Source organism: Chryseobacterium formosense, assembly GCF_900116415.1.
GTDB lineage: Bacteria > Bacteroidota > Bacteroidia > Flavobacteriales > Weeksellaceae > Chryseobacterium > Chryseobacterium formosense.
Window position 1 is genome coordinate 576,014 of record NZ_FPAP01000002.1, and the last position, 21,375, is coordinate 597,388.

Here is a 21,375-nt window from a genome sequence, read left to right on the forward strand (position 1 = left end):
TCTCGGTTTCAATAAAGACTTTTGTACCAGTAAAATATCAAACACAATTGATTTAAACTTAAAACTTACAAAAATGTATAAATATCTTTTACTTCTTCTCTTTCCTGTTTTTGCTTTTTCGCAGTCGCAGAAAATTTCGGGAACTGTTTTTAATACCTATAAAGAAAAACTCGATTCTGTGAAAGTTGAGTTGTACAGTGCTGAAAATGTTTTGATTAAAAGCTTATTCACCAATCCCGAAGGAAATTTTTCATTTGAAAATCTTTCAGAACAAACATTTAAGCTAAAAATCAATGATGAAAAATATCTTTCATTTGAAAAATCAGTTGAAGCTAAAAGGGATCATGAAATTTTAAATATCATTTTAAAGAGCAATCAGAAAGATATTGAAGGCGTAACTGTACTCAAGAAAAAACCTTTGGTTAAAAGAAAAGTAGACCGGCTGGAATTTAATGTTGAAAACTCCAATATTTCATCACTTAACGCCTGGGAAATCTTGAAAAAAACACCACAGGTTACTATCAATAATGATATTTTGGCTGTAAAAGGCGGAACTTCGGTTTTGGTGACCATCAATGATAAAAAAGTGATGATGTCGGGTGAAGAGCTCAAAAATTTTCTTGAAAATACACAAGGTGATGACGTGAAATCTGTAGAAGTTATTACCAATCCGCCCGCAAAATATGAAGCTGAAGGCGGAGCTGTTTTAAACATTGTGATGAAGAAAAATAAAATCGAAGGATATCGAGGCGTTCTTTCTTCAAAATACATTCAGACACAATATGCAAAAGGAGTTGCAGGCCTTTCGCAATACTATAAAAAAAATAAACTTTCGGTAATGGGAAGTTATTTTCGCGGAACGGGAACTTATTATCGAGAAGAAATAGGGTATGTGAATTATCCTGAAAATGGTACAACCTGGATCAGTATGATGAATCGCAAAGATCAGGCTAAAAGTCAGAATACGGTCAATTTTAATGTTGAATATGAGATTGACAGTCTTACGACGGCAAATCTTAATTATTCGGGATATTTTAATCCAAAATCTTTTGGAGTATATAATGTTCCGACTGTAATTTATAATGCTCAAAACGTTGCAGAATCAGATTACACCACAATTAATGACCATCATTCGCGAACAATTAATAACTCTCTAAGTTTTCAGGTAGACCGGAAATTGAATAAAAAAAGCAGTCTTTCGTGGATCAATTATTTTACAGGAAATAATGCGACAAAATATCAAAACGTTCTTACTTATTTGAATTTTGCTAACCAAAGCCCTCGAGAAACTAATTTTATGACGAATAATAAAAATGATGTTCAGCTTTATTCTACTCAATTTGATTATCAATGGAAGGGTGATAAGTTGGAACTAGAATCGGGCACGAAATATAGTTTTGTAAAAACCGACAGTCAACTTGATTTTTCTGATAACGAAAACGGAGGATTTCAGTACAGACCTGAAAAAAGCAGTCTTTTTGATTATAAAGAACACAATTTTTCCGTCTACACCTCATTGGCTTATAATGTTGGAAAATGGAATTTCAAAGGCGGACTTCGTGCTGAAATGACCGACCTGGAAGGTGTAGTTTCAGAACCTTATGAAGTGAATAAAAATAATTACTGGAGCTTATTCCCAACTTTTTATGCACAATATACGACTGAAAATAAGCATGAATTTGGCTTTTCTTATGGCAAAAGAATCAGCCGACCGTCTTATTCATGGTTGAATCCTGCAAAATCTTATTATAATTTGTTTTCCTATTATCAGGGCGACCCGAAATTGAAAGCAACGATTATTCATAATTTAAATCTTACCTATTCTTTCAAAAACTGGAATGTTGATTTTTATTACCGGAAAGAACTTTTTCCGTCAATGGAAATCTCTTTTCAGCAGCATGAGAACAATAACCTGATTTATTATTACACCAATATCGAAAAAGGTGAGGCTTTCGGAATGAGTCTTTACAAAAATTTTGAGATTAAACCCTGGTGGAATTTAATTGTTTCTCAAAATCTCGAGCATAACGAGAATTACTTTACAGGAATGGATGGAGCTTTAAATAAAAATCAGGTATGGAACTGGGTTTCGAATATTTCAACGAGCTTTACATTAGACAAAAATTCAGATTGGAAAATGGAGATTGGGCAGAACTATTATTCTCCGGCAATTCAGGGAACATTCAGGATTTCCAGCCAATGGTCTGCTTATTTTGTGATGAACAGGAAGTTTTTCAACAAAAAGCTGGAAGCTGCGTTTATTTTTAATGATATTTTCAAATCTACTCAACAGAAAATCAGTACCAAATATGGTAATCAGGATAATTATTTTTTAGATTATCAGGATACGCAGGGTTTTACTTTTTCGCTTAAATATAATTTCGGTAATCAATCCGTGAAAAGTACCAAAGCTATTAAGAAAGCCGAGGAACAGGAGAGATTGTAGATTTTATCGGACAAAATATACATTTGAGAATTATTTTTTTTAACAATCATTCATGATAATCAGTTTGATTTTTTGATGAAATTTAATAGAATTTTATTTTAACAACGGGAAGTTTCTGCAATTAATGATAGATTTGCAGCAATAATTAAATTCGTTAATAATAAATTATAAAATGATCAAATGAAAAAACAGACTATTGCATTATTCTGCATGGCAATATTTAGCGTTTCTTGCGCTCAGAAAAATGAAGGGAAGAGTGACAGCAAATATACAGATGACCAAAAAGCTTCGTATTATATCGGTCTGAATATCGCTCAGAATATGAAACAGGAAGGTTTCAAAGTAGATGCAGATCTTTTGGCTCAGGCTATTAAAGAAGAGATGGCAGGAACAAAGAAACTGATGCCGGCTGAAGAAATGAATACGTTCATGCAGGAATTTATGCAGAAGCAAAATGAGAAAAAACAATCTGAAGCTTTAGCACAGGCAGACGGAAATAAGAAAAAAGGGTTGGGTTTTCTTACAAAAAACAAAACAAATCCTAAAGTAAAAACTACCGCTACAGGTTTGCAGTATGAAGTTTTACAGGAAGGTGACGGCAAAACAAAGCCTAAAGCAACAGATGTAGTACAGGTGAAGTATACCGGAAAACTTTTGGACGGAACTGTCTTCGATTCTACCGATAAAAACGGGGGTAACCCAATGGATATTAATCTTGGTAGCGTAATAAAGGGTTGGACAGAAGGTATTCAGCTGATGAGCAAAGGTTCTAAATACAGATTCTATATTCCTTCAGATCTTGCTTATGGAGACCGTGGAGCAGGTGCTGCAATTCCTCCGGGTTCTACTATTATTTTTGATGTGGAATTGATAAGTATTAAATAAGACTATTATTTTCTAAATAAAAAAGAAGCTGAAAAGCTTCTTTTTTTATGCTTATAAATATGAAATTTATATTCAGGATTGAAAAAAACGTTATCTAAGATTCTGCAAAACCATTTTTTATGGCAAAAACAGCTAAACCGACCCTTGTTTTCAGTTCAAACTTTTCACAAAGCTGATCTCTGTAGCTTTCAACTGTTCTTGGGCTGCAGCACATTTTCTCTGCAATTTCTTTGTAACTGAGTTCGGTAACAGTATAGGTAAGAAATTCTTTTTCTCTTTCTGAAATTTTTATTGCTTTTTCGTTTGTCTTATCACTATTGATGTTCGAAAAAATAATTTTAGAAGCCCATTCCGGATAAAAAAAACCATCACTGCTTAGCTTTGAAAGAGCCGTTTCCAGATCTTTTGGATGGGTGTTTTTCAGAAGGTAACCCTTTGCTCCGTTTTTAATCATTTTGATGACACTGTTGTCATCACCCTGCATACTGAGAGCCATTACTTTGATTTCGGGATAATTATTTTTCAACCATAAAGCCGTTTCGAAACCATCCATTACCGGCATACTGATGTCGAGAAGGATTATATCGGGAATTTTGCCGCCACTTTCAAATTTTTCGATGAGGTCTTTACCGTTTTCCGCGACATCAATGACTTCAAAACCTGTGAAGTTATCAATGATTCCCTGAAGCGCTTTGGCAATAAGTATATGGTCGTCAACAATTAAAATGGTCTTTTTCATAGTGGTTTCTTTAATTTGATTTCAATGGAAGTTCCTTTACTTTCAAAACTTTTCAGGCTAAATTCTGCTCCGATGATGGCGGCTCTGTTTTTCATATTGGTAAGACCGATGCCATTTGACAGGGTGTTATCTATATTAAACCCAATTCCGTCGTCTTTTATTTTGAGTTCCCAAAGGTTTTCCTCAGAAGTATTGAGTGTAATCAGAATGTTTTCGCATTGCGAATGCTTAATGCTGTTCTGAATAAATTCCTGTGTGATTCGCAACAAAACATTTTTGTGAACAAAATCCAGATCAAGATTATCAAAATTATGCTCAAAATGAATCTTGCATTTTTTCAGAATATTGGCATTGTCTACTTCTTCCTGAATTAAAGTTACAATTTCTTTCTGGTTGATGTTATCATCCGTCAATGTTTTAGAAAGACTTCTCAAATCCTGCAACGATTGATTGATAATTTGCGAAACCTGATCTATTCTTTCACTTTCTTCTGCAACCTTATTTTCATACAGTAATTGTTGTGTATAAAGGCTCGCTAAGGTTAATTTCTGCCCGATATTGTCATGAAGTTCGCGCCCGATCTGCTGCATTGTTGCCTGCTGAATTTCGAGTTGTGTTGCCAAAAGTTCTTTTTGATGAATTTCATTTTTAAGCTGAATTTCACTCAGATATTCCATTTTTCGTTGCTTGTATTTTCGAACATAAATCGTTACAGCAATGATAAACATTGCAAAAAAAGCATTGAACAGTGTAATGGTTAAGAATAATTCTGTTTTCCCCATATAAAAGAGCTTGCAAATAACAGGTACATCACAATTCCAGACATCAGAAAATAGCTGAAATAAAGATTCCATATAGGTCTATGCTCCAGCAACTGGAAGTAAAATGCCCAAAATGGTAATGTTCCAATATAAAACAAAGTTACTCCAAGATTAATATAAAACATTCTGTTTTTGGCAAAATTCAGGATATTATCTGAGTTAATCTGTTTGTAATATTCCATTATTACTAAAAACATCAGAAGGAGACTCCCAAATGTGTAATTAAATGAGAAAATATGCTTATTCTTTAAAAAATAAAGCTCGTTTGGAATATAAGCCAAAGCAAACATCAGCGAAAATCCCCAGAATAAGTATTTCTTTTTAAGCGACTGATATGCATACAACCAATAAAGGAATATAAATTCTAAAGGAATTACAAAATAATTGTAAAACAGATTTTTCGGATACGAAATATATTCTCCACCATATTTTCCGAATATTTCGCAACAAAAAATAATAATGAGAAAAAACGAAAAGTAACGATAATGGGTTGCTTTAATTTTTTTGTAGTACAAAATTGATAGCAGCGCAGCAATGCCTTCGCTTAATCTCATACCACTCTGTAATAACATTTGAAAGTCAGTCATCTAAAATATGTTAATAAGTCTCTACAGTTGATGTATCTGGCGGAACCAAGCTGCCGTGATTTTGAGCCAGCGCCATAACAGGCCTTATTGCCAATGATTTTCCTTCTTCTTCACATGGATTGAAATCGTAGTTCAGACCGTCTTCTTTTTTTGTAGGAATCATTACTAAAGTATGTCTTAGAGCATAATCTGAAGGTACCGGCGCTACCGGAAACTCAGGGTAGGCTGCATAGTAAAATCTTATTCCCAGATCTGCATCTGTTACATTGGGATCTATTATGGCGGCTTGTTCTTCAATATCTTCAATGAAACTTTTCAGTGTGGGAAGATCAAACCAGATGGAATGTGCATCTTCAACACTTAGATTTTCATTAATAAAACTCAGCTGATTGTTGTGATAGTTGTCTACTAAACTCTGGATCAAAGTGGTGGGTAGCAAACTTATCATCGGCGGAGTTTTTTCTCTTCCGTTTTCTTTTGATTCACTTTTCATGCTAATAGGTTTCAGTTAGGATAGCAAATTTCTGAAAAAAATGTTACATCACAACATCGTGTTTTTCCGATGAAAAAAACCGTGTATTTACGGATTGTATAAATAGAATAGGTGTTGCAGATTATTCTACAACACCTATTCATAAAAATAATATATGAAAAAAACTACTTATTGTTCAGCAGGTCTGAAAACCAAACCTGTTTCTTCGAAATAATCTAAAGTGATTCTGTCGCCGTCATTTACTTTTCCAGCTAAAATTTCTCTTGATAATTTATTTAAAACTTCCTGTTGAATAACTCTCTTCAACGGTCTTGCCCCGAAAGCAGGATCATATCCTTTATTCATCAGATAATCTACAGCGTCCTGAGTTGCAGTCATAATGATATTTCGTTTTGCCAGCATATCATTGAATCCTCTCAGCTGGTAGGTTACAATTTTCCCGATTTCTTTTTTTCTTAAAGGCTGGAACAATACGACCTCATCGATTCTATTTAAGAATTCCGGACGCAATGTCTGCTTCAATAAATCAAAGACCTCATCTTTTGTTTTGTCAACGATTTCATCCTGATTTTCATCGGTAATATTTTCAAAATTTTCCTGAATAAGGTGCGAACCTAAATTCGAAGTCATAATGATGATTGAATTCTTAAAATTCACGACTCTACCTTTATTATCCGTCAAACGACCATCATCCAAAACCTGCAACAGCGTATTGAAAACATCCGGATGCGCTTTTTCAATTTCATCTAAAAGCACTACAGAATAAGGTCTTCTTCTTACCGCTTCCGTCAATTGCCCGCCTTCATCATAACCCACATATCCCGGAGGCGCACCAACAAGCCTAGACACGCTGTGTCTTTCCTGATATTCACTCATATCAATTCTTGTCATATTGTTTTCGTCATCGAATAGAAACTCAGCTAAGGCTTTTGCCAGCTCGGTTTTTCCGACACCGGTTGTTCCTAAAAATAAGAATGAACCAATAGGTTTTTTATCATCGCTTAATCCCGCTCTGTTTCTTCGGATTGCATCTGCAACGGCTGTAATCGCTTCATCTTGACCTACAACTCTGTGATGAAGTTCGGTTTCAAGATTTAATAATTTTTCTCTTTCGGATTGAAGGAGTTTTGTAACAGGAATTCCCGTCCATTTTGCAATCACTTCAGAAATGTTCTCAGAAGTTACTTCTTCTTTAATTAATTCATTCTGATGGTTTTGCATCTCCAATTCCAGTTTTTGCAAAGCATCTTCTTTTTCCTTTATTTTTCCGTACTGAATTTCCGCTACCTTTGCATAATCTCCTGCTCTTGAAGCTCTTTCTGCTTCTAATTTAAGAGATTCTATATCTTTTTTAATCTGAGTTAAATCTTCAGATTTTTGTTTTTCCTTCAACCATTTTGCATTGATTTCATTTCTCTGCTCGGAAATTTTCGAAATATCTTCTATTAAATGATCGATTTTTGTCTGATTTCCTTCTCTTGAAATGGCTGCCAATTCAATTTCCATCTGCATTAATTTTCTGTCTAGAACGTCAAGTTCTTCCGGTTTTGAATTGATTTCCATTCTCAATTTAGCTGAAGCTTCGTCAATCAAATCAATCGCTTTATCCGGTAAAAATCGGTCTGAAATATATCTTTGAGACATTTCCACCGCCGCAATAATCGCTTCATCTTTGATTCTTACTTTGTGGTGAGCTTCATATTTATCTTTAATTCCACGAAGAATGGAGATTGCTGATTCGGTATCCGGTTCTTCCACCATCACCTTCTGGAAACGTCTTTCTAACGCTTTATCTTTTTCAAAATATTTTTGATATTCATTCAAAGTCGTTGCACCGATGGCTCTTAATTCTCCTCTTGCTAAAGCAGGTTTCAGAATATTCGCAGCATCCATCGCACCTTCTCCGCCTCCGGCTCCAACCAATGTGTGGATTTCGTCGATGAAAAGAATGATTTGTCCGTCTGATTTGATCACTTCATTTACAACCGATTTCAAACGCTCCTCAAATTCTCCTTTATATTTTGCGCCGGCGATCAAGGCTCCCATATCTAATGAATACAAAGTTTTATCCATCAGATTTTCAGGAATATCTCCGCTGATAATTCTGTGCGCAATTCCTTCAGCGATCGCGGTTTTACCAACTCCGGGTTCACCAATCAGAATCGGATTATTTTTTGTTCTTCTCGAAAGAATCTGCAAAACTCTTCTGATTTCTTCATCACGACCGATTACTGGATCAAGTTTACCTTCTGCAGCGAGTTCGTTAAAGTTTTTAGCATATTTATTTAAGGATTGATACGTTTCTTCTGAACTTGCAGAAGTTGCCTTCGATCCTTTTCTTAATTCTTTAATTCCGCCTTCCAAAAGATTTTTCGTGACGCCCATATCTTTCAGCATTTTTGAAACTTCTGAACTGGTTTCTAATAATGAAAGCCAAAGATGTTCGATCGTTACAAATTCATCACCCATTTTTTTAGCGATATTGGGAGCATCAAGCAAAACTTTGTTTGCAGATTGTGAAAGGTAAATATTTCCGCCCTGTACTTTAGGAAGTTTTTCAAGATTTTCACGGTTGCGCTCTCTTACCAAAGTAGCATCTGCTTCAGATTTTTTTAATAAGAAAGGCGATATATTTTCATCTACCTGAAAAATTCCTTCAAGTAAATGTTGAGGTTCAATCTGTTGATTGCCAAATTCCATTGCCACTTGTTGTGCCGCCTGGATGGCTTCTTGTGATTTTACAGTATATTGATTTAAGTTCATATTTTGTTTTTTTGATTCTTTAATCTTTGGTTTAAATTTAGATTTTAGACATCAGATTTCAGACCATAAGAGTCTAATAAATGTTAATTTTTAAATCCGATTTTCTAATTTCTGATGTCCTCAATCTATTCAATCATTTAATTCGAAGAGATTATCACAAAAAGTGTTCAATTGTTGATTTTTTAAAAATAGTGGACAAAATTTCCGAAATATTCAATTTTGGTGCAATTTTATAAAGACAAAATTTCCGAATTCATTAAATTCAAATAAAATTTGTGGAATAACCGTCAGTTTAAATAAAATTAAAATTATTCATCTTAAACTTTGTTTTAAATCATCTCTTGAAAATCAGATTATTAAAATCAAAATAATTACTTTTGCCTTTTATCAGATGGAGCTAAAAGAAAAACAGATCAAAATACTCGAAGTCGCTGTAGAACTTTTCAAAGAGAAAGGTTATATGGGCAGCTCGGTGAGAGATTTGGCTACAAAACTCAATATCAAAGCGGCATCTTTATACGCTCATATTCGTTCTAAAGAAGAAATTCTTGAATGGATTTGTTTCGGAGTAGCCAACGAGTTTTTTGAAGAGCTTCAGCAAGTAAAAAATACCAAAGTTCCTGCTCAGGAAAAGCTTAATTTATTTATTGAAAAACATTTATCGGTTGTTTTGAAAAACCGCGATGTAACGCATATTTATTCCAACGAATGGAAGCATCTTGAAGAAAGATTACCCGAGTTTGTCGAACTCAGAAAAAATTATCAGCAGGAAGTTGAACAACTGATTTCTGAAATTTATGAAGCCCAAAACTGGGAACTGAGATCTCCTGCTTTTACGACAAGATTTATTCTTCATACTTTAAATAATTCTTATTTCTGGTTTAAAAGAAATATAGAATCTACATCGGAAATTACCGATGAGATTAGAGATAAGATACTTTTTGGTCTTTTAGGAAATCAAAAATAAGCTCCTTCCGTTCTTATCATTCATCAATGCTTTTGAATTTTCATTCGTCTAATTTTGTCCTATCTAAAAATCAACAATATGGAATTAGGAATAGGAATGTTTGGCGACTTGGGTTTCGATCAAAATACCGGAAAATATAAAGATGCAGGAATAAAAATCCGTGAAATCATCGAACAGGTAAAACTGATGGATGAGGTCGGAATTGATGTTTTTGCAATGGGAGAACATCATCGCGCGGATTATGCAGTTTCTTCGCCTGAAATGGTTTTGGCTGCAGCAGCAAGTGTGACCAAAAATATTAAATTGGCAAGTGGGGTTACGGTTTTAAGTTCGTCTGAACCAGTAAAAGTGTATGAAGATTTTTCAACACTAGATCTGATTTCTGATGGTCGGGCAGAAATTTTTGTCGGTCGTGGAAGTTTCATCGAATCTTTTCCTTTGTATGGGTATTCTTTAAATGATTACGAAGAATTATTCGATGAGAAATTAGAATTATTATTAAAAATAAATTCACAAGAAAACGTTTCGTGGACGGGTAAATTGCGTGCCCCAATGCAGAATCAGACGGTTTATCCGAGAGCAAAAAACAACGGAAAACTTTCCATCTGGAGAGCGGTTGGTGGAACTCCGCAATCGGTTTTAAGTGCTGCAAAACTGGGAATGCCCTTAGTCGTTGCTATTATTGGCGGAATGCCAATTCAGTTTAAAAATTTAATTGAATTTTACAAACAGGAATATCTGAATGCGGGTCACCCCGAATCTGAAATGCAGATTGCGATTCACTCACATACTTTTGTAAGTGAAGACCAAAATGTTGTTGATGGATATTTTAATAATTATAAATCTCAAATGGATAGAATCGGAAAATCCAGAGGTTGGTCTCCTTACACGAAAATGCAGTATGAAGGCGGAAGAGCAAAAGAAGGTGCGTTATTCATCGGGAATGCCAATGAAGTTGCTGATAAAATCAATTATATGAAAGAGATTTTCGGAATTACAAGATTTATCGGTCACATGGACGTTGGAGATCCTGCAAATGATGTGATGATGAAGTCTATTGAACTGTTTGGTGAAAAAGTTGCACCACAGGTAAGATAAAATAAAAACTCCGCTGAAAATATTTTCAGCGGAGTTTTTATTTAGATTGTCTCAAATCTAGTTTTATACTCATTCAGAAGGTCTGCAAGTTTTTGTGCAGACATTCCGTATGTATCAGGAAAAGCACCTGTTTTTGATTTCATGGTAGAATTTTCCAAAAGCTTTTGGTCGATATCAAAAACCACCATTTTATTAACGAAAATATACTTTGTTCTAAAACTACTGACAGCTTGCCAAGGAATAAAAGTAGTTCTGAAAAGGTTTTTCATCTCGATTCCTCTTTCGTCGATTTTCAAATAAGAAGAATCGGGAATGAGATTAATAATAAAAATAAGCAGACAGATTCCGAAGAAAACAATGTTCAGCACGGCAATCAGCATATTTTTTTCTAACAATGAAATTCCTAAAGCAACAAAACCGATACTTACCAGAATAAGAATGATACTTTTTACTTTCGAAGGCTTTAAGATAAGGGGTAAATTTTGCATGATAATTTTTAATGATTCAAATGTAAACAAAAATTGAAAATCTTTGATTTTCAACTCATGTGTTCTAAAATATTTTCAAGTATTAAAACTAATCTAATGTGACTTATGTATTAAAAGTTTGTGTCAAAAATCAAACAATCTCAATTAAACTTCCCCTTTCCTCATCTTTCGTAATATTCAGCGATACCGGAATTTTCTCTTTCAATTCTTCCACATGCGAAATAATTCCTACAATTCGGTTTTCTTTCTGAAGATTCATCAGCGTTTCAAACACAATATTCACCGATTCCACATCCTGAGTTCCAAAACCTTCATCAATAAAAAAGAAATTTTTCTCCGATTGTGCATTGGTTTGAACACTCTCAGCCAAAGCCAACGCAAGACTCAAAGAAACCTGAAAAGCCTGTCCTCCGGAAAGCGTTTTTACACTTCGGCTTCGGCCTTCATTCAGATAATCGATAATTTCAAAATCGTTATTTTCGTTCAACTGTAAACTTAGTTGATTTCTCGTCATCCGATGAAAACGAACATTGGCATGGTCACATAACTGACGAAGATAAATTGAGGAAACATATTGCACAAAACCAGCTCCCTTAAAGAGATTGGTCATTATTTTCAGGTTTTCTGCACGTTTCTGAAGTTGCGCCAAATCCTTTAAAAGATTTTCTTTTTTCCTGAATTCTTTTTCAAGCCTTTCAATTTCTGTTACGATTTTTACCACAGAATCGTTGGCAGTTTTTAAATCATTTTCAAAAGTTTTGAACTGATTTTCAATGGCTGAAAATTCTTCATCGTTAAATGAAAAATCTTTAAGCTTATTTTCCAATTCAAGAATACTGTTTTTCAACGTTTCAAACTGAATTCTGAATTGCTGAATCTGATTTCTTATTTCCTGAACATTGATTTCCTGAGCAAGAATTTGGTGGACCTCTTCCAAAGTGCTGAATTGCTGTTCAGACAAAGCTTTTTCAATCTGATTTATATTCTCTGAAATTTCTTTTTCCAGTTCAGAAATCCGTTTTTCCAATTGATGAACAATCGTTTTTTGTTCGGCTAATTTGGGCGAAATTTCTTTTTCTTCTTTGATTAATTGATTGTAATTCTGCTCGGTTTCAAGATTTGAATGTGCAAGTTTAGTGTAAATTTCTTCCACATCAACAATCACTTTTTCCTTGTAATTACTCCATTCTAAAACCTTTAAATTCCCTTCGTTGGCTTTGATCTGCTCTTCTTTTTTTGCTTCATCAAGCCTGAATTTTTCCAACGCCTTATTGTAACTGTCGAGATTTTCCCTTTCTTTGTCCAGATTTTTTTGTTCCAAAGAAATTTGCCGATTCAGCTCATCAATTTGTTTTTCAATAGTAAAAGATTGCTGTCTTTTTTCCTCGAAATCATTTTGATTTTCTGAACTAAATGCTGCCCAGATAAAGCCTTTTAAATGCTCATCAATGTTATTTTGGATCTGCTTTAAACTTTCCTCTTCCGATTTCAACTGTTCTTCAAAAATCTTTTTCCGGTCTAGGATTTTCTCGATTTCTAATAATTGTTTCTGAATATGTTCTTTTTGAATTTCAAGCTGCTCAATCTGCTTCTGAATTTCATTTAATTCTGAATTCACATCATCAAAATGCACAATATTCGGATGTTCCAAAGCGCCACAAAGCGGGCAGGATTCTCCGTCATGTAATTCGTTGGCAAAATGTGCCAGTTTCTGTTGAACTTCAAGGTGATTTCGTTTTTCAGAAATTGTTTTTCTTTGATTTTCTAAAGTTTCAATCTGAGTTTTAAAATCATTTTTAAAAGTTTCAGGATTGATTTTAAATGGTTTTAATTCATCAAGAATTTTTTGGGTTTCAAGTTTTTTTGAATCAATTTTTCCTGCTTGAATTTGTAATGTTTCGGTTAATTTTTGCCTTTCTGAAAACCAATTTCCGATATTTAAAAGTAAATTGGAATCTAATTTTTTAGGCTTTAAAAGTTCAGCATTTTTTGAAAGTTCTTCAATCTTATTTTGAATTAATTTTTGGCTGGCTTCAACTTCTTTTACTTTTTCTGAGCCTTTTTTAGTTCGTTCTTTTAAAGTTTCAATCTCATCCGAAAATTTAAGCATCTGAAGAATCAGACTCAAATCATTTTCCTGAATTTTAGACTGATGTAAAGCTTCATATTTCGGTTGAATTGCTGAAAGCTCATTCTTCGTATTTTCAAACTGAACTTCAGTTTCCTGTAAAATTTTAAACTGCTGTTCTTTACTTTTCTGCTGTTCAGAAATTTCTTTAGCAAGTTTATTTTTTTCAGAAATTAAAGGCGTAAAAGTCCTAAAAACGCTATCGTAAAGCTCTGTCTTTGTTTCTAAAATATCAATCTCAGATTTCTGTTGAGTCAGTTTTTCAAAATCTGATTTTTTCTGATGTAACATCTCAAAATCATCTTTTAAGGTTTTCAGTTTTACATATTTTTCTTCTGTTTCTTTGAAAACTTTCTGTACTTCTTCAAGCTTTTGCTGTTCGGTTTTTAACTCTGCTTTCTGGGCTGAAATCTGCTCTTCGTTGACCTCTTCAAAACCTTTTAACTGACCTTCCAGCTGATCGAGTTCTGATCTGTTTTTTGTATTTAAAACCGAAACATTATTCTGCAGATCAAACCGTTGAAGACCGAAAATTTCCTTCATCATATTCGTTCGTTCCGTTGCGCCGAGCTCCAGAAATTCTTTAAACTGACCTTGAGGAATAATGATGGTTCGCTTAAAATTCGCATAACTCAAACCAACCAATTTCTCCGCATTAGAATGTTCCAGAGGAATCCAGTTTTCATTTTTCCATTCGTAAAAAGTAACGGTAGGTGTTTTTACATCTTCAAAATTCTTAGAATTTCGTCTGAATTCTCTCGTCGCACGGAATTTTTTATTTTCATAATTCAAAAAATCAAACTCGATATAAGATTTGTTTGATTTCAGATTCATCATATTGTATGTGCGCTTATCTCTTGCATTCAAGCGTTCCGTTTCACCGTACAATGCAAAAGAAATGGCTTCCAAAATAGAAGATTTTCCGGAACCGACCGAACCGAAAATGCCGAAAAGTCCGGCTTCCGTAAGATTTTCGAAATCGATTTTTTGCCTTTCCTGATAAGAATACAGACCTTCTAAAGTCAATTGAATTGGAATCATTTTTATAAGTGTTTTTATTTAACCGCAAAAGGAACAAAAGATTTTGATGCTTCTCAGATATTCAAAAGTTTGCAAAACCAAGTTTCTTACATTTTATAAACTTTTAACTTACTTATTTTCAAAATTTTCTTTTGTCTCTTTTGCGGTTAAAAAATCCTTTTAATTTTAAGTTACGAATTATTTGAAACGATTTCATTAAACAAATTAATGAGTTCTTCATTCGCTTCCTGACCACCGTTTTTAGATTTAAAATAATCTTTAAACAACGTTTGTATATCCTGATTGAGATTAATTTCACTCAGATTATTTTCGTCAGTTTCCTGATTTTTTATCTTCGGAATCAGATGAACAATTCCGCTATGCGATTGGTACAGCCTTTTTCTCTCATCAGCGCTTAAAAAAGTTTCGCTTTCTAAAGTCAGTTCGACCAACGTATTTGGATTTTCATTAAGCCATTCCACTGTATTTTCGATAGAATCAAATGTTTTTCGGACTAATTTTTTGCCGTTTTGCAAAGCAATTTTTTCAAACGAAACTTGTTGATTAGGTTCGATATTAATAATGGAAATATATTTCGTCTGTCCTGCTTCACTAAAGCTGTAGCAAAGCGGAGAAGATGAATAAATTACAGGTTTTTCATCCGTTCCGATATTCTGAAAATTATGTAAATGCCCCAACGCGGTATATTGAATCTGTGGTGGAATAATATCAGAAAAAACTAAGTCTGCATTTCCGATTTTGATGGGTTTTTCGCCTTCCGGTTCTTCTAATATTGGAGCTCCTTTTTTATTCATATACAAATGCGTCATCAAAAGATTGACTCCGTTTTCATCACAAAAATAATCTGCATTTTTCTTCCAATGTTCAGCTAAAACATTGTTCAGTTCAGCTTCTTTGTCTTCTCCGAAATATTCTTTCAGACGGATTTCATTGGCATAAGGCGTGTGAAGAATTCTGATGGGGAAATTCTGATGTTGAAGTTCCATTTCGATAAATCCTTCTGCAGATTTTGAAATTTTAAAATGTTCGAGTTCAAAAGGCTGAACGGTCGCCTTCGGATGACCAATTAAAATAATGCCGCATTCTCTTGCTAAAGGGTCGGGTGCATCAATCAGGTTTGGAGAATCATGATTTCCCGAGATAGCAATGACTGGACGTTTTCCATTTAAAGATAAACGCTTTAAGGTTTTATAAAAAAGTTCTATGGCTTCCACACCCGGATTAAAATTATCAAACAAATCTCCGGCAATCAAAATTAAATCAACATTCTGTTCATCGGCAATCTGAACAATTTCTTCCATCACCAAAACCTGTTCTTCCAGTCTGGAAAAACGGTCAAGACGTTTACCTAAATGCCAATCGGCGGTGTGTAGAATTTTCATGTAATTAATCTTCGTTTTCTTGCTTCTCGTCTGATTTTTCTTTTCTATTTTCACGCATTTCCTTCAAACGGTTTTTCCTTTTCAGTTCGGCTTCCTGAATTTTCCTTTTTTTATTGTCGATCTTTTTTTTGTGTAATTTTCTGTTGGAGTCGGTATTCCTGCTCATCTCAACTCTATTTTAGATAAATTTTACTTAGAAATTTGGTCTTGCTAAATTAATATATTCTTTATAGAGAAAAAATTAATGTGACTTAATTAGGTGCTCAATTTTTAAGAAAAATATTCTTCAAACGTAAAAAAAGCAAAAAGAAAAAGTACAATTTTTCAATGAAAATCTTATTCCCTATTTTTGAAAAAACAATTATCATGAAAAATATTTTAGCAGTACTTGTTGTTTTGTTAGCAGTATCGTTTCAGGCACAAAATTTAGAAAAGCTTTCAAATGAAATCAATGAAGAAGGAATTGCTCTTTACCGCAGTGAAATGGCAAGTTGGTATGGAACGGATGTTTTCAGGGCTAGTTATGAGAACATGGAAAATGTAGGCGGATATTTTTCTTACATAGACGAATCGGTTCCAAAGTGTATTTTCTTTTCAAAGGAAAACAAGGTTATTGCAACAATCGCTTTTCCCACAAATTACAATCCAAAGGACGCAAATTTAGATTTAAAAGAACGAGATTTTACACCAACTGAAGCAGAATATTTTTCTATCAGACAGAATGCTTTGGCGAGAATTAAAACAGATACTATTTTTAAATCTTATCAGAATACAAGTTTTAATATTGTTCCTCTCATTCGAAAAAATGTTAAAAAGGTTTATGTTTTAACCGGACCATCTGTAAACAATGTTATTGTTTTCGGAAATGATTATTTGCTTACTTTTAATAATAAAAATGAAGTAAAAAATGTTGAAAAACTTCATAATTCTATGATACCAACCAATATCCATGACGAAAAAGTTGGAAAAACCGTAAGTGGAGTTCACTCTCATGTTATTGAAAAATGGTTAACCATTACTCCCACAGATATCTGTACATTGATGCTTTATTATAATCTTACCAATTGGGATTCTTATACTGTTGTTTCTAAAAAATATGTCAGTATCTGGAATTCGAATAATAAGCTTGTGATTATGAAAACTGAGAATTTTAAAGATATGGCAGAAAATATTCTTAAAAATAAAGATAAAACAGAATCAAAAGAAAAAACAGAATAGCATTGAATATTTTCATTAATTCAAAACAACCTTGTTTGCAGTCAAATGCGATTTACATAAAGGTAAAACAGACTTGTTTGTTACTAAATACAATTTTATCTCTATTTTTACACCATGGAACAACAATCTAAAGACCCGCTTCACGGAAAAAGACTTGATGCTATTCTCGAAGAACTGGTAGAATATTATGATGGTTTTGAGGAATTGGGGAAGCAAATTAATATTAAGTGTTTTACAGATAATCCGAGCATCAGCTCTTCGCTAAAGTTTTTGCGGAAAACAGATTGGGCAAGAACGAAAGTAGAGAGTTTATACCTTTATGTTTTAAGGCAGAAAAAGAAAGCGGAAAGAGATAATATAGGGTGATTTTTGATGATTTATTAATTTGTTTCTAAAACCAATTATTTCAAAAACAGTATATTTGTGCCGTTAATCGTGATGATAAATTCACGAAAAAAAGAAAAAATATGACAATCGAAAACAATCACGTTGTAGCTGTAAAGTATATTCTTCACACGATCGAAGAAGATGGATCTAAAGTTCTTGTAGAAGAGACAACAGAAGAAAATCCGCTTACATTTTTATATGGAATGGGAATGATGATTCCTAAGTTTGAGCAAAATATTCACGGTTTGAAAGCGGGCGATACAGCAGCTTTCGTTATTCAGCCAGAAGAAGCGTATGGCGAAAAACAGGAAGATGCGATTGCACAATTACCAATCGATATGTTCGGAGAATCCGGAATTCCACCAGTTGGAGCTATTCTGCCATTGACAGATAATCAGGGAAATAATTTCCAGGCTTTTGTAGTAGAAGTTACACCGGAAGTTGTGGTAGCAGATTTAAATCATCCAATGGCTGGGAAAGTTTTGGATTTCCAGGTTGAAGTTTTAAATACCCGTCCTGCAACTGAAGAGGAATTATCTCACGGTCACGCTCACGGAATTGACGGAAACGAAGGTCACTAAGAACTTCCTATACAATATTAAAATATCCTGCAGAAATGTGGGATATTTTTTGTTTTTAACCACAAAAGTCACAAAAGTTTTACACTTTTATAGTTTAAATGATTGAAAACAGAAGTTCAAAAAAGGTTTAAAAGTGATTTTTAATCTGTGAAAATCTGAGTAATCTGTGGGAGACTTTAAACACATAAGTCACATTAGTTTTTGGTTTAAATTTTTTGAAAATATTTTAGAACACATAAGGCTAAAATCAGAGATTTCAAATTACTAGAAATGAATTTTGTCTTTGATAAAATCTTTGCGTCTTAAAAAAGTTTAGAATTCAACTTCTTTTGCGCCTTGCGATTAACTAATTCCAATTATTCTAAAAACTCTCCGCTTACGTAGTACCAACGATTTTGAATCATTTTGAATTGAGATAATTCGTGATGAACTTGTTTTTCTCCATCTTCATTGGTGTAATACGCTTTGAATTCCACTTTATTCATTGATGGTTTGTCTACAATTTCCAGTTTCGTCCATTCATTGATTTCTCCCCATTCCTGTAAATCTTTTTTGTTGTGAAATTGTCTTTTTACCGGTGAAGTTGTTTCCATTAAATATTCTCCATTCGGAATGGCAAATGCTGAAAATCTAGAGCGCATCAAAGCTTCGGCGGTTGGTGCATTTTTTTCTCCGTTATGATAAGGTTTACAACATTTTTCATAGGTTTTACCCGAACAGCATGGACAGTTCATTTCTTTGATTTTTGAAACACAAATGTACACGAATATTATTACTTCTTATTTACCACGAATTCACGAATATATTAGAAGACATAAAGTTTATATCAATAGGAACGGGCTTTAGTTCCGTTTACCAAAATAGTAAATCCAACTGGCTTTAGCTGAAATATATTTTCCCACAGATTTCACAAATTTTCACAGATGTTTGCGCTATATTTTAAGATCTGCGTTATCTGCAAAATCAGCGAGAGAATATGGAATCATTCGTATAACGCATTTGTGTTCAAACAAAAAAGCATCCAAAAAATTGAATGCTTTTAAAAATTTATTTAATAAACCCTCTGTTTCTCAACAACGGTTTAATATCTGGATCATGTCCTGTGAAATCTCTGAATGCCTGATTCAAATCAACTGAATTTCCGACAGACAGAATATATTTTCTGAAACGGTCTCCATTTTCTCGAGTTAATCCGCCATTATTTTTAATCCATTCCCAGGCGTCGTTATCCAATGTTTCAGACCATAAATAAGCGTAATATCCTGCAGAATAACCACCACCCCAAATGTGTGCGAAATAAGGAGTATGATATCTCGGAGGAACCGTTGCTAAAGTAAATCCGTGATTTACCAACGATTGTTTTTCGAAATCTAAAACCGGAGTTAATTGATTTTCATTCGTTACCGTATGCCAATCCATATCCAAAGCTGCTGCAGAAACCAATTCGGTGGTCATGTAACCCTGATTGAAAGTCGCTGCTTTTTTAATTTTATCAACCAAAGCTTGTGGAATGGGTTGCTTGGTTTCGTAATGAAGTGCATAATTTTTCAAAACTACCGGATCTAAAGCCCAATGTTCATTGATTTGAGATGGAAACTCTACAAAATCTCTCGGTACATTTGTTCCTGAAAGAGAAGGATATTTCTGGCTCGCAAACATCCCGTGGATCGAGTGACCAAATTCATGGAAAATGGTTGTCACATCGTCATAGCTGATCAAGGAAGGTTTTCCCGGGGCAGGTTTTTGATAATTATAACAGTTTACAATAACTGGCTTTGTACCTAATAAATAAGATTGTTCTACGAAGTTACTCATCCATGCTCCACCGTTTTTAGAATCTCTCGTGTAGAAATCCAAGTAATAAATGGCGATAGATTTTCCATTATGGTCGAAAACTTCATACGTTACAACATCAGAATGATAAACAGGAAGATCAGTTCTTTTTTTGAAGGTCAATCCATAGAATTTTTCAGCAGCGAAGAAAACTCCTTTTTCCAGAACCGTTGTGATTTCGAAATAAGGCTTGATTTGATTTTCATCTAAATCATATTTAGCTTTTCTTACCTGTTCAGCATAAAAATTCCAATCCCAAGGTTCTACTTTGAAACCGCCTTTTTGCTGGTCAATCAGATCCTGAATATCTTTTGCTTCACGCCTTGCAGTTTCTACAGCAGGCGTTGCAATCTGATCCATCAATTTCTTTGCTGCTTCCGGATTTTTTGCCATCTGATCCTGCAATTTCCATTCTGCGAAACTTTTTTTGCCTAAAATCTGAGCTTTCTTCAGTCTTAATTTGGCTAATTTTTCAATCGTTTCTCTTGTGTCATTAGCATCACTTTTTTCAGCTCTCGTCCACGAAGCTTTGAATAATTTTTCTCTTGTTGCTCTGTTTTTAAGATTCTGTAAGAGAGGTTGCTGTGTCGTATTTTGTAAAGCCAATAAATACTGACCTTCTTTGCCTGCATTTTTAGCATCACTTGCAGCGGCGGCAATTTCATCAGCAGAAAGTCCGTCTAATTCTTTTGCATCAGAGAAGAAAACACCGCCCTGCTTTCTTGCTTCCAATAATTTGTTGGAATACTGTGTAGAAAGAGATGCCATTTCCTGATTTACCTGCTTCAGTTTTTCTTTGTCGGCCATTGAAAGATTAGCTCCCGCAATTTCAAAGTTTTGTTTATAAAACTGTACTAATCTTTTGCTTTCAGAATCTAATCCGTTTTCAGAAATAGATTTAATTCTTTTGTACAGATTTTCATTCAGATACATTTTATCGGAATGTGCGGCAAAAATCGGAGCATATTCTTCGTCTAAAGCCTGTAAAGTAGGGTTTGTATTTGCACTTGTTAAATTTGAAAATACAATGACAGCTCTTTTCAGGACTTCGCCACTTTTTTCTAATGCAACGATGGTATTTTCAAAAGTCGGAGCTTCAGGATTGTTGGCGATTTTTAAAATTTCAGCATCGTGTTGTTTTAAACCAAATTCAAAAGCAGGTTTGAAATGTTCGTTTTTAATTTTATCAAACTCCGGAGCTTCATATTGAAGTTTGCTTTTCTTCATGAAAGGATTCGAAGAAAGTGATGCGTCAGGAACAGGGATTTCCTGTTTTATGTCGTTTGTTTTCATTGTTGTAGTACAGGAATAATTGAATGCCAAAGCAGAAATTAATAATACTGATGAAACATTTTTCATAAGCAGATTTTATGGTATTTAAATTTAGTTTAGAATCTCTTTTTGATTTTAAAAATTGTTTTTCTTGTCAGTTGTAAGAGATTTCATAATTTAGTTGTTATTAAAGTATAAAGATATTAAAAACTAAACTTTTAAACATCAAAAATGAAATCGCCATGA

The 21,375-nt window shown here is 33.8% G+C and carries 18 protein-coding genes; 7 read left to right on the plus strand and 11 right to left on the minus strand.

Translation table 11 applies throughout. The features are described 5' to 3' along the window. Positions 1 to 73: 73 nt before the first annotated feature. Positions 74 to 2,446 (plus strand): outer membrane beta-barrel family protein, encoded by a 2,373-nt coding sequence (locus tag BM371_RS08875; protein ID WP_034678153.1) that lies wholly within the window; start codon positions 74 to 76, stop codon positions 2,444 to 2,446. Between the two features lie 180 nt (positions 2,447 to 2,626). Continuing rightward, entirely contained in the window at positions 2,627 to 3,331 is a 705-nt protein-coding gene (locus BM371_RS08880; protein WP_034678155.1) for an FKBP-type peptidyl-prolyl cis-trans isomerase, read from the plus strand. A 94-nt stretch (positions 3,332 to 3,425) separates the two neighbouring features. Here BM371_RS08880 and BM371_RS08885 read toward each other — a convergent pair whose 3' ends face one another. The 5 genes from BM371_RS08885 to clpB form a co-directional block, all read right to left on the minus strand. After that, on the minus strand, positions 3,426 to 4,070 hold the full coding sequence (locus BM371_RS08885) for a response regulator transcription factor (protein ID WP_034678158.1): 645 nt from the start codon (positions 4,068 to 4,070) through the stop codon (positions 3,426 to 3,428). After that, positions 4,067 to 4,852: a sensor histidine kinase gene (locus tag BM371_RS08890; protein ID WP_034678159.1), complete on the minus strand. Its 786-nt coding sequence runs from the start codon at positions 4,850 to 4,852 to the stop codon at positions 4,067 to 4,069. The genes BM371_RS08885 and BM371_RS08890 overlap by 4 nt, the downstream gene beginning before the upstream one ends. Further along, positions 4,828 to 5,478, minus strand: a complete 651-nt coding sequence (locus BM371_RS08895) for a hypothetical protein (RefSeq protein WP_034678160.1) — start codon at positions 5,476 to 5,478, stop codon at positions 4,828 to 4,830. Before BM371_RS08895 ends, BM371_RS08890 begins: the two co-directional genes overlap by 25 nt. Positions 5,479 to 5,488: 10 nt before the next feature. Then, positions 5,489 to 5,971, minus strand: coding sequence for a hypothetical protein (locus tag BM371_RS08900; RefSeq protein ID WP_034678161.1), 483 nt, complete (start codon positions 5,969 to 5,971; stop codon positions 5,489 to 5,491). A gap of 168 nt (positions 5,972 to 6,139) precedes the next feature. Then, positions 6,140 to 8,734 (minus strand): ATP-dependent chaperone ClpB, encoded by a 2,595-nt coding sequence (gene clpB / locus BM371_RS08905; protein ID WP_034678162.1) that lies wholly within the window; start codon positions 8,732 to 8,734, stop codon positions 6,140 to 6,142. 391 nt (positions 8,735 to 9,125) lie between these two features. Between clpB and BM371_RS08910 the strand changes: the two genes are divergently transcribed. Continuing rightward, positions 9,126 to 9,701, plus strand: coding sequence for a TetR/AcrR family transcriptional regulator (locus BM371_RS08910; protein WP_034678164.1), 576 nt, complete (start codon positions 9,126 to 9,128; stop codon positions 9,699 to 9,701). Positions 9,702 to 9,779: 78 nt separating this feature from the next. After that, entirely contained in the window at positions 9,780 to 10,799 is a 1,020-nt protein-coding gene (locus tag BM371_RS08915) for an LLM class flavin-dependent oxidoreductase (RefSeq protein ID WP_034678165.1), read from the plus strand. 41 nt (positions 10,800 to 10,840) lie between these two features. Here the strand turns inward: BM371_RS08915 and BM371_RS08920 are convergent, their stop codons facing one another. The 4 genes from BM371_RS08920 to BM371_RS20525 all read right to left on the minus strand — a co-directional run bounded on the left by BM371_RS08920 (position 10,841) and on the right by BM371_RS20525 (position 16,004). Further along, on the minus strand, positions 10,841 to 11,287 hold the full coding sequence (locus BM371_RS08920; RefSeq protein ID WP_131430986.1) for a PH domain-containing protein: 447 nt from the start codon (positions 11,285 to 11,287) through the stop codon (positions 10,841 to 10,843). 130 nt (positions 11,288 to 11,417) lie between these two features. Further along, positions 11,418 to 14,456 carry an AAA family ATPase gene (locus BM371_RS08925; RefSeq protein ID WP_034678167.1) on the minus strand — a complete coding sequence of 1,013 codons (3,039 nt, stop codon included), beginning with the start codon at positions 14,454 to 14,456 and terminating at the stop codon, positions 11,418 to 11,420. 170 nt (positions 14,457 to 14,626) lie between these two features. Beyond that, the gene (locus BM371_RS08930) at positions 14,627 to 15,838 is read right to left on the minus strand and encodes a metallophosphoesterase family protein (protein WP_034678169.1); all 1,212 of its coding nucleotides are present in this window, start codon (positions 15,836 to 15,838) and stop codon (positions 14,627 to 14,629) included. 4 nt (positions 15,839 to 15,842) lie between these two features. After that, a complete protein-coding gene (locus BM371_RS20525; RefSeq protein WP_165571786.1) occupies positions 15,843 to 16,004 on the minus strand; it encodes a hypothetical protein in 162 nt (53 codons plus the stop codon). A gap of 200 nt (positions 16,005 to 16,204) precedes the next feature. Here BM371_RS20525 and BM371_RS08935 point away from each other — a divergent pair, with 200 nt between their 5' ends. The 3 genes from BM371_RS08935 (at position 16,205) to BM371_RS08945 (ending at position 18,024) form a co-directional block, all read left to right on the plus strand. Next, positions 16,205 to 17,056 (plus strand): hypothetical protein, encoded by an 852-nt coding sequence (locus BM371_RS08935; protein ID WP_034678313.1) that lies wholly within the window; start codon positions 16,205 to 16,207, stop codon positions 17,054 to 17,056. Positions 17,057 to 17,170: 114 nt separating this feature from the next. Next, the gene (locus tag BM371_RS08940) at positions 17,171 to 17,422 is read left to right on the plus strand and encodes a VF530 family protein (RefSeq protein WP_034678172.1); all 252 of its coding nucleotides are present in this window, start codon (positions 17,171 to 17,173) and stop codon (positions 17,420 to 17,422) included. A gap of 101 nt (positions 17,423 to 17,523) precedes the next feature. Beyond that, positions 17,524 to 18,024 (plus strand): FKBP-type peptidyl-prolyl cis-trans isomerase, encoded by a 501-nt coding sequence (locus tag BM371_RS08945; RefSeq protein WP_034678173.1) that lies wholly within the window; start codon positions 17,524 to 17,526, stop codon positions 18,022 to 18,024. A gap of 356 nt (positions 18,025 to 18,380) precedes the next feature. On the opposite strand, the gene BM371_RS08950 is transcribed toward BM371_RS08945, so the two are convergent. Together BM371_RS08950 and BM371_RS08955 are read right to left on the minus strand one after the other, a co-directional pair. Further along, positions 18,381 to 18,758 (minus strand): YchJ family protein, encoded by a 378-nt coding sequence (locus tag BM371_RS08950; protein WP_034678174.1) that lies wholly within the window; start codon positions 18,756 to 18,758, stop codon positions 18,381 to 18,383. A 313-nt stretch (positions 18,759 to 19,071) separates the two neighbouring features. Beyond that, a complete protein-coding gene (locus BM371_RS08955; RefSeq protein ID WP_034678175.1) occupies positions 19,072 to 21,216 on the minus strand; it encodes a M3 family metallopeptidase in 2,145 nt (714 codons plus the stop codon). Positions 21,217 to 21,375 lie beyond the last annotated feature (159 nt).

Coding starts and splice junctions, on each gene's coding strand:
- BM371_RS08875 (WP_034678153.1), top strand. CDS start 74: ATGTATAAATATCTTTTACTTCTTCTCTTTCCTGTTTTTGCTTTTTCG.
- BM371_RS08880 (WP_034678155.1), top strand. CDS start 2,627: ATGAAAAAACAGACTATTGCATTATTCTGCATGGCAATATTTAGCGTT.
- BM371_RS08885 (WP_034678158.1), bottom strand. CDS start 4,070: ATGAAAAAGACCATTTTAATTGTTGACGACCATATACTTATTGCCAAA.
- BM371_RS08890 (WP_034678159.1), bottom strand. CDS start 4,852: ATGGGGAAAACAGAATTATTCTTAACCATTACACTGTTCAATGCTTTT.
- BM371_RS08895 (WP_034678160.1), bottom strand. CDS start 5,478: ATGACTGACTTTCAAATGTTATTACAGAGTGGTATGAGATTAAGCGAA.
- BM371_RS08900 (WP_034678161.1), bottom strand. CDS start 5,971: ATGAAAAGTGAATCAAAAGAAAACGGAAGAGAAAAAACTCCGCCGATG.
- clpB (WP_034678162.1), bottom strand. CDS start 8,734: ATGAACTTAAATCAATATACTGTAAAATCACAAGAAGCCATCCAGGCG.
- BM371_RS08910 (WP_034678164.1), top strand. CDS start 9,126: ATGGAGCTAAAAGAAAAACAGATCAAAATACTCGAAGTCGCTGTAGAA.
- BM371_RS08915 (WP_034678165.1), top strand. CDS start 9,780: ATGGAATTAGGAATAGGAATGTTTGGCGACTTGGGTTTCGATCAAAAT.
- BM371_RS08920 (WP_131430986.1), bottom strand. CDS start 11,287: ATGCAAAATTTACCCCTTATCTTAAAGCCTTCGAAAGTAAAAAGTATC.
- BM371_RS08925 (WP_034678167.1), bottom strand. CDS start 14,456: ATGATTCCAATTCAATTGACTTTAGAAGGTCTGTATTCTTATCAGGAA.
- BM371_RS08930 (WP_034678169.1), bottom strand. CDS start 15,838: ATGAAAATTCTACACACCGCCGATTGGCATTTAGGTAAACGTCTTGAC.
- BM371_RS20525 (WP_165571786.1), bottom strand. CDS start 16,004: ATGAGCAGGAATACCGACTCCAACAGAAAATTACACAAAAAAAAGATC.
- BM371_RS08935 (WP_034678313.1), top strand. CDS start 16,205: ATGAAAAATATTTTAGCAGTACTTGTTGTTTTGTTAGCAGTATCGTTT.
- BM371_RS08940 (WP_034678172.1), top strand. CDS start 17,171: ATGGAACAACAATCTAAAGACCCGCTTCACGGAAAAAGACTTGATGCT.
- BM371_RS08945 (WP_034678173.1), top strand. CDS start 17,524: ATGACAATCGAAAACAATCACGTTGTAGCTGTAAAGTATATTCTTCAC.
- BM371_RS08950 (WP_034678174.1), bottom strand. CDS start 18,758: ATGAACTGTCCATGCTGTTCGGGTAAAACCTATGAAAAATGTTGTAAA.
- BM371_RS08955 (WP_034678175.1), bottom strand. CDS start 21,216: ATGAAAAATGTTTCATCAGTATTATTAATTTCTGCTTTGGCATTCAAT.